Annotated in this window: 10 protein-coding genes and 1 pseudogene; 2 read left to right on the top strand and 9 right to left on the bottom strand. The window is 70.3% G+C overall.

Features of this window, described 5'->3' with window-relative positions:
- Positions 1 to 152: 152 nt before the first annotated feature.
- A complete protein-coding gene (locus AC07N1_RS18095) occupies positions 153 to 746 on the bottom strand; it encodes a TetR/AcrR family transcriptional regulator (RefSeq protein ID WP_494673048.1) in 594 nt (197 codons plus the stop codon).
- A gap of 106 nt (positions 747 to 852) precedes the next feature.
- On the opposite strand from AC07N1_RS18095, the gene AC07N1_RS18090 reads away from it, so the two are divergent.
- Positions 853 to 1,590 carry an SDR family oxidoreductase gene (locus tag AC07N1_RS18090; protein ID WP_494673047.1) on the top strand — a complete coding sequence of 246 codons (738 nt, stop codon included), beginning with the start codon at positions 853 to 855 and terminating at the stop codon, positions 1,588 to 1,590.
- 81 nt (positions 1,591 to 1,671) lie between these two features.
- Here AC07N1_RS18090 and AC07N1_RS18085 read toward each other — a convergent pair whose 3' ends face one another.
- The 5 genes from AC07N1_RS18085 to AC07N1_RS18065 all read right to left on the bottom strand — a co-directional run bounded on the left by AC07N1_RS18085 (position 1,672) and on the right by AC07N1_RS18065 (position 8,458).
- Positions 1,672 to 1,971 (bottom strand): hypothetical protein, encoded by a 300-nt coding sequence (locus AC07N1_RS18085; RefSeq protein WP_494673046.1) that lies wholly within the window; start codon positions 1,969 to 1,971, stop codon positions 1,672 to 1,674.
- A gap of 166 nt (positions 1,972 to 2,137) precedes the next feature.
- A complete protein-coding gene (locus tag AC07N1_RS18080) occupies positions 2,138 to 4,396 on the bottom strand; it encodes a TonB-dependent receptor (RefSeq protein WP_494673045.1) in 2,259 nt (752 codons plus the stop codon).
- Between the two features lie 343 nt (positions 4,397 to 4,739).
- Positions 4,740 to 6,272: a M20/M25/M40 family metallo-hydrolase gene (locus tag AC07N1_RS18075; protein ID WP_494673044.1), complete on the bottom strand. Its 1,533-nt coding sequence runs from the start codon at positions 6,270 to 6,272 to the stop codon at positions 4,740 to 4,742.
- Between the two features lie 194 nt (positions 6,273 to 6,466).
- A complete protein-coding gene (locus AC07N1_RS18070) occupies positions 6,467 to 8,062 on the bottom strand; it encodes an FAD-binding oxidoreductase (RefSeq protein ID WP_494673043.1) in 1,596 nt (531 codons plus the stop codon).
- Positions 8,063 to 8,101: 39 nt separating this feature from the next.
- Positions 8,102 to 8,458 carry a hypothetical protein gene (locus AC07N1_RS18065; RefSeq protein ID WP_494673042.1) on the bottom strand — a complete coding sequence of 119 codons (357 nt, stop codon included), beginning with the start codon at positions 8,456 to 8,458 and terminating at the stop codon, positions 8,102 to 8,104.
- A 201-nt stretch (positions 8,459 to 8,659) separates the two neighbouring features.
- On the opposite strand from AC07N1_RS18065, the gene AC07N1_RS18060 reads away from it, so the two are divergent.
- The gene (locus AC07N1_RS18060; RefSeq protein ID WP_494673041.1) at positions 8,660 to 10,108 is read left to right on the top strand and encodes a mannitol dehydrogenase family protein; all 1,449 of its coding nucleotides are present in this window, start codon (positions 8,660 to 8,662) and stop codon (positions 10,106 to 10,108) included.
- 185 nt (positions 10,109 to 10,293) lie between these two features.
- On the opposite strand, the gene AC07N1_RS18055 is transcribed toward AC07N1_RS18060, so the two are convergent.
- The 3 genes and pseudogenes from AC07N1_RS18055 to AC07N1_RS18045 all read right to left on the bottom strand — a co-directional run.
- A complete protein-coding gene (locus tag AC07N1_RS18055) occupies positions 10,294 to 10,659 on the bottom strand; it encodes a PRC-barrel domain-containing protein (RefSeq protein ID WP_494673040.1) in 366 nt (121 codons plus the stop codon).
- Positions 10,660 to 10,724: 65 nt separating this feature from the next.
- A complete protein-coding gene (locus AC07N1_RS18050) occupies positions 10,725 to 11,285 on the bottom strand; it encodes a sugar transferase (protein WP_494673097.1) in 561 nt (186 codons plus the stop codon).
- A gap of 7 nt (positions 11,286 to 11,292) precedes the next feature.
- Positions 11,293 to 11,972: pseudogene (locus AC07N1_RS18045) on the bottom strand (polar localization protein TipN); the annotation flags it as partial.

Genomic DNA, 11,972 nt, shown 5'->3' with positions numbered 1-11,972 from the left:
CCGGCCGGAGGGCCGCGCAGCGGTCCGGAGAGCCGGGACCCAGGGGCCGCCTCACCACACTTGGCCATCGCCGGGGCGCCTGATCGATCAGCCGTGTCCAGTCCCCCTGGGTCCCGGATAACGGCTTCGCCGTTTCCGGGATGACGAAGCGATCATGCGCCGACACTCTTCGCCGCCAGCCCCCGCAGGGCCAGGCGTGCGGCCTCGCGCAGTTCGTCCTCGCTTGCCCCGCCGCGTGCGGCCACCTTCAGGCCCGAGCGCAGGGTCAGCAGCATGCGGGCGACCGCCTCGGCATCGAGCCCGGCGTCGAACGCGCCGGCGGCGATCCCGCCCTGCACGCGGCCGGCGAAGGCGGCGACGACGGCGCGGGCGGCCTCGTCGTTGAGGGCGTTGACCTCCGGATCCGAGCGGCTGAACTCGACGATCGAACCGACGCCCAGGCAGCCGCTTTCCAGCTCATCGGAAGAGCCGAGCCCGACCAGCAGCGCGGTCTCCACCGCGTCGGCCGCATGGTCACGTGACGCGAGCGCCTCGACCATCTGCGCCAGCGAGCCGGCCGCGTATCGGCGCAGGGCCTCGAGGAACAGGCGGCGCTTGTCGCCGAACGCCCCGTAGAGGCTCTGACGGCCGATGCCCATGCCCTCGATCAGGTCGCTGGTCGAGGCCGCTTCGTAGCCGTGGCGCGCGAACACCTTGATCGCGCTGGCGATCGCCTCGTCCCGGTCGAATTCAGAAGGTCTGGCCATGGTCGCATCCTAACGATCTTGATCGATCAGTCCAGAATTATTCTTGACTGATCGATCCCGAATTCGCAGTTGTTATGGATCAATCAGTCCATAATGGAACATCGCCATGACCACCGCCTCTCCCTCCCCTGCCCCCGCCCTGGTTTTCGGCGGCTCGCGCGGCATGGGCGCCGCCATCGTCCGTCGCCTCGCCGCCGAGGGACGCCCGGTCGCCTTCACCTACGCCAGCTCGCCGGGCAGCGCCGCGACCCTGGCCGCCGCCATCGAGGAGAGCGGCGGAACCGCCCTGCCCCTCCAGGCCGACAGCGCCGACGCCGAGGCGGTGCGCGCCGCGGTCGAGACCGCCGTCGCGCGGTTCGGAAAGTTGGGGGTGCTGGTCGTCAACGCCGGCGTGCTGATCCCCGGCGCCATCGACCAGTACGCCTTCGACGACTTCGACCGCATGCTGGCGGTCAATGTGCGCGGGGTGTTCGCGGCCATCCGCCACGCCGCCCCGCACCTGCTGGACGGCGGCCGCATCGTCACCATCGGCAGCAACACGGCCGAGCGGATCGGCGCGCCCGGCTCCAGCGTCTACGCCATGACCAAGGCGGCCGTGGCCCAGCTGGTGCGCGGCGCCGCGCTCGACTTCGCCCCGCGCAGCATCACCGTCAACAACGTCCAGCCCGGGCCGGTCGCGACCGACATGACCGCCGGCCTGATGGACTACATCACGCCCCGCCTGCCGCTGGGCCGCATCGGCAAGCCCGAGGAAATCGCCGACCTCGTCGCCTGGCTGGCCGGCCCCAACGCCGGCTACATGACCGGCGCCAGCCTGACCATCGACGGCGGCTGGACGGCCTGAGGCGGGAAATACCGACCGCAGGCGGGTCATCCTGGGGTTGAAGCCGGAGGAAAGGCGGCGCGACGCGCCGCCTTTCAAACGTCAGTGCGCGGCGTCCTTGGCCTTTTCACCGGCCTTTTCCGCCTTGTCGCCGGCCTTCTCGGCGGTCTCGCCCGCAGCAGCGGCGGCGTCGCCCGCGGCCTTGGCCGTGCTGGTGTCGCCGGCGGCCGCGGCCTGGGCGCTGGCGTCGGCGGTCGTGTCGGCGGCGCTCGAGGCCTGGGCCGCGGCGTCGGCGGCCTTCTGGCTCTCGACCGAGGCCTCGGCGGCCTTCTCGGTCTTGTTCTCGCAGGCGGTGACGGACAGGGCGACGGCGGCCAGGCCGATGAGCAGGGTATGACGCATGTGAACTCTCCCAAACGAGCTTCGCCGGTCTGTCGCCGGCTTGGCTCAACCCGGATGCGGTCGCGTTCGTTCCGCCGCCCTCCGCTTGGGCCTTCGATCACAAAAAAGCCCGGCGGCGTCCTTGCGAACGCCGCCGGGGGCCGGTCGTCTCAGTAAAGGCGCGTCCTTAGAAGCGCTTGGTCACCTGCACGCCGTAGGTGCGCGGTTCGTTGACGAAGGCGGTCAGGTTGTTGAAGTCAATCGCGCCGATGACGTTGGCTTCGTCGGTCAGGTTGCGGACGTAGACCGCCGCTTCCAGGCCCTGGGCCGGGTTGCGCCAGCCGGCGCGCGCGCCGCCTTCGAAGTTGGTGTCCTGCATGAACTCGACCGATTCATAGAGGAACAGGTTGAAGTCCTTCTGCATGACCCAGTCGGTCGAGGCGAAGAGCTCCGTGCCGTTGCTCAGGCCATGCACGTAGTTCAGCGTGATGTTGGCCGTGTACTTGGGGGCCTGCGGGAACGGGTTGCCGTCGATGTTGGCGCGACGGGTCGCGCCCACCGTGACGATCGGATCGGTGACCGTGCAGTTGGCGCCGCAGAAGGCGACCAGCAGATCCTTGTCCTTGATCTCGGTGTGATTGTAGGCGAACCCGCCCGACAGGCTGAAGCCCGCGCCCAGATAGACGTCGCCGTCCAGTTCCAGGCCGTAGCCCTCGCCCTTGTCGGCGTTGATCAGCTGGTTGAAGTTGCCTTCGCCGCCGATGGCCGTGAACTGCGGGTCGGTGACCTCGTAGTAGTAGACCGTGGCGTTCAGGCGGGCCTTGCCCTGCCACAGGCGCGACTTCAGGCCGGCCTCGTAGGACATCACCGTTTCGGAATTGGCCGCCGTGATCAGGTCGGACGAGGTGATCCGGCCTTGCAGCGACGGGCCGCGATAGCCCTTGGCCACGCGGGCGAAGGCGTTCAGGTCGCTGTTGATTTCATACAGCGCGCTGAGGTCCCAGCTGACCTGCTCGTCGCCGACCGAACGGCGCACGTTCGACAGCGGCAGGGCCGTGCTGGTGCTGCCGGCCGGGATGATCCGGTCGCCGTGGAAGTCGCGGCTGTCTTCGGTGTAGCGCAGGCCGCCGGTGATCTTCAGGGCGTCGGTGACCTTGTAGTTGGCCTGGCCGAACACCGACCAGGATTCCGAGCGCTGGATGATGTCGCCGATGACGATCGGCTTCAGGCCGCCGACGCCGTTGAAGGTGCCCGAGACGAGGTTGAAGCGCTCGTCCCAGAAGAAGGCCCCGACCTGCCAGCCGAAGCGGCCGTCGCCGTTCGAGGCCAGGCGCACTTCCATGGTCTTCTGGTCCAGATCGCTCGACAGGGTGCCGGTCTCGGAGTTGAACGGCGTCTTGTAGGGCGCGGTCGAGGCGGCCGAGGCCACGCCGCCGTCGATGTCGCCGTCGCCGGCCGAGCGGCCCTGATAGGCGCCGACCACGCCGGTCAGGGTGGCGGGGCCGAAGTCGTAGGCCACCTGCAGGGTCTGCGAGGTGGTGTGCTGCTTCTGCGGGTTGTTGCGGCCGCCGTCGTAATAGACCGTGTCGCGGTCGAAGTTGCCGTTCAGCTCATTGGAGCCTTTGGTCAGCACGTTGGCGCGGTTCAGCGTGCCGGTGCCGGTGTAGTTGCGCGACTGCAGGGTCAGCAGGGTCGACAGGCGGTCGGTCGGCTTCCAGGCCACGTGAACGCGTGCGGCGGTGTCGTCGAAGCGGCCGAGATCGTCGCCGTCGCCGGCGAACGAGGGGTTGTAGGCGTTGTTGACCCAGTCGTCGCGATGGTTCCACAGGCCGGCGATGCGCACCGACAGGGTGTCGTTGACGGGGATGGTCACGCCGGTCTCGGCGCGCACAGCGCCCAGATTGCCGTAGGCGATCGAGCCGAAGCCGCCGAACTCGCCGCCCGGCTTGACGGTGTCGATCTTGACCACGCCGGCCGGGGTGTTGCGGCCGAACAGCGTGCCCTGCGGGCCGCGCAGCACTTCCAGCTGGTCGACGTCGAACAGCGGGAAGCCCTTCAGGTAGACGTTCTCGAGCACCACGTCGTCGAGCACGACGGAAACCGGCTGCGAGGCGTTGAAGTCGAAGTCCACGTTGCCAAGGCCGCGGATGTAGAAGCGCGGGGCGTAGCGGCCGTTGGAGCTTTCGATCTGCAGGCTGGGCACGCGGGCCGAGAGCGACAGCACGTCGCCGCCGCCGGCCGACACGGCCGCCAGGGTCTTGCTGCCCATCGCGGTGACGGCGAACGGCACGTCGCGGATGTTTTCGCTGCGGCGCTGGGCGGTGACGACGATCTCTTCGGTCACCGTGGCGTCCGAGGCAGGCGCCTGCTGGGCCAGGGCCGGCGCCGAAACCATCAGGGCCAGGGCGCTGACCGACAGGCCCAGCCAGTTCTGATGACGCTTCATGTTGGTATCCCCTCAAAAATTCGGGGAGGACCTACGCCGCAACGTTGCAACACTGCCAATAAAAACCGGCGCTATTGCTTGAATTTTTCACGACACCTCGAACTTCGAGCGGCGAACACTGTTTTTCATCTCGCGAGCGTTACACTGAAAACCACGACTGAACGGCAATATATGACCCGCGCCCGACGCCTTGCGGCGGACGCGTGCCGCTCCCGGCTGGCCATGTAAGAAAACAATTACCACAGATAACTCCGTTCACGGATCATCATCCTGTGAGCGGCCATCCGAGCGGTCGGGTCGAGGCGCGCGTCTCTCGGACCACGCCGCGCCGCTTTCGAGTCGCTCACCGGGCCTCGGCGATCTCGTACAGCAGGTCGACATAGCTCATCGTGCCGCCGACCAGCCCCTCGACCTTTGGGTTGCTGCTCTCGATCACGTAGTACTCGTTGGGCGCATGGGCGCCGCTGCCGTGGCCCAGGCCGAACTGTCCGGCCGGCAAGCTGACCGGCGGCGAGGTGAAGACCGTGCCCGGCCACGAGCCCGCCAGCCGCGGATAGAGGGTGGCCGGCGCGCCCAGGCGCTTGTAGCTGGCCAGCTGGGCGCGGATCAGGCGGCTGTCCTCGGGCGTCTCGGTCGGGTCGTAGCCGCCGCTGACCTTGATCTCGACGTCGTTGAAGCCGCGCTTGTCGAGGTGGGCGCGGATCTTGGCCACGGCGTCGTCCATGGTCATGTTCGGCACCAGCCGCAGGTCGATCTTGGCGACGGCGCGGCCGGGCAGCACGGTCTTGCCGCCGGGGCCGGTATAGCCCGAGACCAGTCCCTCGATATTGATCGTCGGCTGCGAGGCCAGGCGCTCCAGGGCCTTCTCCCACGGCAGGTCGTCGATCCAGCGGTCGACGCCCAGGGCCTTCTTGGCGTCGGCCTCGCTCATGCGCTGGGCGGCCAGGGCGATCAGCTCCTTCTCGCGCGGCGTCAGCGGACGGACCTTCTCGAAATAGCCGTCGACGGCGGGGGTGTTGCCGTCGGGGCTGACCAGGCTCGTCAGCGCCTGCACCAGACGCCAGGCCGGACTGTCGACCCGGGCCTTCTCGCTGGAATGGATGTCGGTCCTGGGACCCCTGCCCCAAGTTGCGCCGCTGGCGACCAGCTCGAACTCGACGACGCCCTTGGCGCCCAGGTTGACGCTGACGCCGCCGTTGCTGGGGCTCTGCCAGCCGGCGGGGATGATCACCCCTTCGCACATCTTCAGGGCCGCCAGCACGTTGGGCTTGGTGACGATCTGGCGGAAGTGGGGGCTGCCGATCTCTTCCTCGCCCTCGCAGACCAAGACCAGGTTCACCGGCGGCTTCCTGCCGGCGGCGCGAATGGCGTGCAGCGCGGCCAGGAACGCGCCCTCCGGCCCCTTCTGGTTCACCGCCCCGCGCCCGACGATCACCTTGCCGAAGCCCGGCTTGTCGACGATCCGCGCCTCCAGCGGCGGCGAGCCCCATTCGGCCGGGTCGTACTGCTTGACGTCGTACATGAAGTAGATGGCCAGCCAGCGCCTGGCCCCGACGTCGAGCACGCCGAACACCCCCGGCGCGCCGTCGGTCGGTACGACCTCCACCTGCTGGAAGCCGGCGTCGCGGGCCAGGGCGGCCATGTAGTCGGCGCCCTTGTCCATGTCGCGGTTCTCGGCGGCGATCGACGGCAGGGCGATCCAGTCCCGGATGCGCTTGACCGAGGCTTCGTAGCCGGCCTCCGCCGCCTTGCGGATCGCGGCCATGTCGGCCTCGCGCGCCGACGGCTTGGCGGCGGCCAGGCCGGGCGCCAGCAGGGTGGCGGCCGCGGCGCCGGTCATCAGCGCACGGCGGTTCTGGACGGCGAAGTCAGGCATAGGATCCCCCACGAAACTCCAAGTGGAGGGATTAGGAGGCCACGACTCGCGGGGCGGCAAGACCTGAGGATGCGCCGACAAGATCCTCCCCCTTGGGGGAGGTGGCCCGGAGGGCCGGAGGGGGTCAGCGCGGCCTTCGCCGCCCCCTCAGTCGCTCGGCGACAGCTCCCCCAGAGGGGGAGCCTCCAAAGCCCCTAGGCCGGGATCGCCTGGGCGAACCTGAACACCCGGTCGGGATCCACCGCCGCCTTGATCGCCTTCAGCCTGGGCAGGTTGTCGCCGTAGTAGGACGTGGCGAAGTAGTCGGGCTTGGACGGGTCCCTCGACAGGCCCGGGTCGGCGAAGTTCTGGTAGGCGCCGCCGCCGGCCCGCGGGCGCATGATCGTGTAGCAGGCGTCCAGCCAGTCGTGGTTGGCCTTCATCCGGGCCTCGTTGTGCGAGTCGGCCTCGCCCCAATAGAGGCCGTTGACCATCAGCCAGCGGCTGTCGCGGTGGACGAAGGCGGTGTCGGCCTTGCCCACGGCGTTGATCTGGCCGCCGGTCTGGAAGAAGCGCAGGTCGCAATAGCCGTAGGTCCCGGGCCAGCGACGCAGGAGCTCCACGCCGGCGGCCAGGTCTTCGACCCCGAACCTGCGATTGGTCACGAAGGCCGAGCGCTCCTGGTAGAAGGTGGCGAAGCCGTCCTCGTGCAGGAAGTCCTGGGCCGGCCAGTAGAGCAGCTCCTCCACCCCCGCCCCGCCGGTCGGCTTGGCCAGGTCGAACACCGGCTGCAGCAGCTTCATCAGCTGGTCGCGCGGCCCGACGAACTGGCCCAGCAGGCTGATCGGCACGTCGTAGCCGGCCTTGACCTGCGCCGGCGTCACCGCCCCGAACGACACCCGCGAGCCCAGGACGTCCGGCGCGGCGTCCAGCGCCGCCATCAGCCTGGCCCCCAGCTCGGCGACCGAGACCTTGGGATGCGGCGCGGAGGGCGTGCGGCTCCAGCTGAGGTCGAACACGGTGACGACCTTGCCCTTCACGTCGAAGGTCTGCAGCGAGAACGAGGTGCTGACGCCGAAGTTGCCGCCGCCGCCGCCCTGGCTGGCCCAGAAGAGGTCGCGGTCCTTCGGGTCGGCGGCCTTGGCCGACAGCTTTCGCAGCGAGCCGTCGGCCAGCACGATCTCGCTCTCGACCAGCTGGTCGCAGCCCAGGCCGTGGGCGCGCATGTTGAAGCCGATGCCGCCGCCCAGCAGGAAGCCCGCCGCCCCCACCGACGGACAGCGGCCGTGGGTCACGGCGCGGTCCTGGCTGCGCAGCAGGCGATAGAGGTCGCGGTTGCGCGCCCCCGCCCCGGCCCGGGCGACGCCCGTGGCCGCGTCGTAGCTGGCCTGGTTCAGTCCGCCGGTGTCGAGCATCAGGCCCGTGGTGGTCGAATAGCCGGCGTAGGAGTGGCCGCCGCCGCGCACGACCAGCGGCACGTCGTTCTGGCGCGCCCAGCCGATGGCGAAGGCGACGTCGGCGGCCGAGCCGCAGCGGGCCACGCCCTGGGGCAGGTTCGCGGCGAACTCCAGATTGTTGGGCAGGGCGATGGCCTGGTAGTCGGCGTCCCAGGCGCGCAGCACCCCGCCGCTCAGGTTCCGCGCCAGGCGGTCCCACTCGCCCTCGGCCGGGCCGGCAGGCGGCGTCGGATTGGGCGCATGCAGCGGCGAGCGCGCCAGGGCGCTCCTCGGCGCCAGCGCCGCCCCCATGGCCAGCAGGCCGCCCGCGGCCAGGAAATCGCGCCGGCTGGCGAAATAGCGTTTCGTCTGCATCGTCTCCCCCGATTTTTCCTTGAAACTCGTCAGCCGCGATCAGCGGCAGTCGGCGGCTACCTTGGCCAGGGCCGTGCCGCCCTCGCCCTTGGCGAACAGCGCCTGCTCCTCGGCCGACAGCGTCGGCAGGGCCGCCGCGAAGCCGTTCTCGCGGCCCCGCGCATAGTCCTCCAGCACCGTCATCGCCGCCGGCGACAACTGGGCCTGCAGCACGTTGGACGCGCAGGCGCAGCCGATCCGGTCGTACTTGAGGCCGAGCCCCGCCAGCTTGCCGTCGACGCAGGCCCGCGTCACCACGGCCCGCTGGGCGGCCGGAGCGTCGGCCTCGACGCGGTCGCAACTCGACGCCGCCAGACCCGACGCCAACATCGCCGCGATGATCAGAAACTTGCGCATGCTCTTCCCTTGCGGCGGCGAGATTGGCGATACACCCTTCGGTTTTATGTGAAAATTATAACGCCGCGACGCTTTCCCCCGGATCGGCGCGCCTTGCTCGCGACCGCCGCGAAGACGGGATTGCCACCGGTGTCTCGGCGCCGCATCTAGGCCCTCGGGCGGACGCCAGATCCGCCGGCCCCCCATTATCGAGGCGCCCCCGTGACCACCGACACCGCCGCCAGCTCGTCCCTGCGCCTGAGCGCCGTCAGCTATCCGGCCGCCCTGCCCGGCACGGCCCTGCCAGGCTATGACCGCGACAAGGTGGAGATCGGCATCGTCCACTTTGGTCCCGGCGCCTTCCATCGCGCCCACCAGGCCTTCTATTTCGACCGGCTGCTGGAGAGCGACCCGCGCTGGGGCATCTGCGCCGTCTCGCTGAAGAGCCCCGGCGTGCGCGACGCGCTGGCGCCGCAGGACGGCCTCTACACCCTGGCCCAGCTGGATCGCGAGACCAGCTTCCGCGTCATCGGCTCGATCCTCGAAGTGCTGGTCGCGCCGGAAGACCCCGAAGCCGTGTTCGCCCGCCTCGCCGCGCCGCAGACGCGCCTCGTGACCCTGACCGTCACCGAGAAGGGCTACTGCCTGACCGGCGAGGGCAAGCTCGACACCGGCCATCCCGACATCGTCCATGATCTGGCCTCGCCGCGCGGCCCGGTCAGCGCCGTGGGCTACATCGTCGAGGGCCTGCGCCGCCGCTTCGCCGCCGGCCTGCCGCCCTATGCGGTCGTGGCCTGCGACAACCTCGCCGACAACGGCTGGCGCCTTAAGGCGGCCACGGTCGCCTTCGCCGAGGCGGTGGACCCCGCCCTGGCCTCGTGGATCGAAGAGAACGCCGCCTTCCCGCGCACCATGGTCGACAGCATCACCCCGGCGACCGACGACGCCCTGCGCGCCCGGGTCCAGGCCGCCACGGGCCTGGCCGACGCCTGGCCGATCCAGCGCGAGGCCTTCACCCAGTGGGTGGTCGAGGACGTGCTGGGCGAGAACGCCCCGGACCTCGCCTCCGTCGGCGTCACCCTGACCGACGACGTGCGCGGCTTCGAGCGGGCCAAGCTGCGCCTGCTGAACGGCGTGCACTCCACCCTGGCCTATGCCGGCCTGCTGAAGGGCCACGAGACGGTGTTCGAGGCGGTCGGCGATCCGGCCCTGGAGACCCTGGCCCGCGACCTCATGGTGCAGGACATCATCCCCACCCTGATCGCCCCGCGCGGCCTCGATCTGGTCGCCTACGCCGAGGCCATCCTCGACCGCTTCCGCAATCCCGAGATCCGCCACTTCCTGAGCCAGATCGCCTGGGACGGCTCGCAGAAGCTGCCGTTCCGCATCCTCGGCACGGTGAAGGACGCCCTGGAGGCCGGCCGCGGCGTCGACCGCCTGGCCGTGCCGATCGCCGCCTGGTTCCACTTCCTGAAGAAGCGCGCCGCCGAAGGCGTCGCCGTCACCGACCCGCTGGCCGAGCGCCTGCTGGCCGTGGTCCAGGCCCTGCCGGGCGAGGTGAAGGGCGACGTGGCCGCGTTTCTGGCGGTGGAGGCTGTGTTCCCGGCCCAACTGGCGGCGAACGCGACGTTCGTGGCGGCGGTGGAGAAGGCGTACGGCGAGCTGGGCTGACGCCCGCTTCCGTCCCCGCCCTCTCCTCCAAAACTCCCGTCATTCCCGCCCTTGTGGCGGGAAACCCTGGTTCCGCTAACACGTGGGATGCAAGCGGATCGCCGGCGATCCGCCCCTCCTGCCCTTGCGGCTTACATAGGGGTTCCCGCCACAAGGGCGGGAATGACGGGAAGTGTGGAGAGCCCCTACGGCTTCCATTCCGGCAGGTTGGCCAGCTGGTCCTTGGTCAGTTTCGTGCGCACCAGATAGTCGTTGGGATCGCCCGGCTCGGGCGCCACCGAGATGTCGGCCAGGGCGACCGAGACCTTCTTGTCGGGTCCCACGCGGTCGATCTCGATGATGACGGCGGTCGGCTTGCCGGCGGCGTCGAGGATCACGTGCTCGACCTCGCCGGCCTTCTTGTTGGCCGAGTCGATGACGTCGGCGTCCTCGATCTGGCCGACGGTGAAGGCGTCCTTGGCGGCCAGGGTCTCGTCGCGGGCGATGGCCTGGGCCATGGCCCCGCCGGCGATCAGGGTGAGCGAAAGGGCGATCGGTGCGATGGGCTTCATCGATGGGTGCTCCGAAACGGTTGGCACAGGCCAACGCTCCGTACACGGAGGCCGTTCCGTCGAGCCTAGCCCCGCACGCCCTTGCCCAGCAGCACCGGCGCGACGGTGCCGATCAGGATCTTCAGGTCGAACAGGAACGAGGCGCGGGCCAGGTATTCGGCGTCCAGCGCCACCTTGTCGGGGATGGCCAGCTCGTCGCGGCCGTTGATCTGGGCCCAGCCGGTGACGCCGGGACGCAGGGCGTCGACACCGGCGGCGGTGCGGGCGGCGACGAGATCGTCCTGATTGAACAGGGCCGGGCGCGGGCCGACCAGGCTCATGTGGCCCACCAGCACGCTCCACAGCTGCGGCAGCTCGTCGAGGCTGGTCTTGCGCAGGAACGGGCCGACCGGCGTCAGCCAGCGGGCGGGATCGTCCAGCAGATGGGTGGCGACCTCGGGGGCGTCGATCCGCATGGTGCGGAACTTGGGCATGGGAAAGAGGCGGTTGCCACGCCCCACCCGCTGCGACCAGTAGAGCGCCGGACCCGGGGAGGTGGCGCGCACCAGCGCCGCCACCACCAGCAGCGGCAGGGCCAGCGCCAGCAGGCCCGCGGCCGAGGCGGAGAGGTCGAAGGCGCGCTTCAGCACCAGATCAGGCCAGGTCGCTGGCCGCCGCGTCCAGCAGCAGGTAGGCGCGGCCGGCTTCCGAGGCCAGCAGGGCGGCCACGAGGAAGCCCTCGCGGTCCTGCTGGGCGGCCTCGTTGATCATGCCGGCATAGCGGCGCACGAAGCGCTCGGCGTTGCTCTTCAGCGGCGCGTCGGAGAACAGGCGGCGGACCAGGCGGCGGATGGCGGCCGGGGCCAGCTTCTTGACCACCTCGCGGGCGCCGTTCTCGTCGTGGGTCTGGATGGCGGCGGCGATCTCGTCGATGCGGCCGCGCGGCAGCAGGGCCGACGGGTCGATGCCCATGGCCAGGATCTCGCCGGCCAGCTTCTCGCCCAGGGCCGCATCGCCCGGCGAGCTGTTCTGGGCGTCGCCCAGCACGGTCTTCCAGCTCCAGCCCTCGTCCTGCGCGGGCTCGGCCGGCGCGGGCGCCGGACCACGGCCGCCGGCGGCGTCGAACATGGTGCGGAACTCGTCGTCGGTGGCCGTGGGCGTCAGCTTCAGGCGCTGGCGCGGCGGCGGCTCCAGCGGCGCGAAGTCCTCGCTGGGATAAGGATAGGGCGCCGGCGGCGGGGTCTGGGCGCGCGGCGGCTGCGGCGCGGGCTGGACCGGCGGAGGCGGCGGCGGGGGCGGCGGGGGCGGCGGCGGGGGCGGCGGAGCCGCGAACG

The organism is Caulobacter sp. GW821-FHT09B11, assembly GCF_059418205.1.
This window is presented reverse-complemented; position numbering and strand designations above follow the sequence as displayed.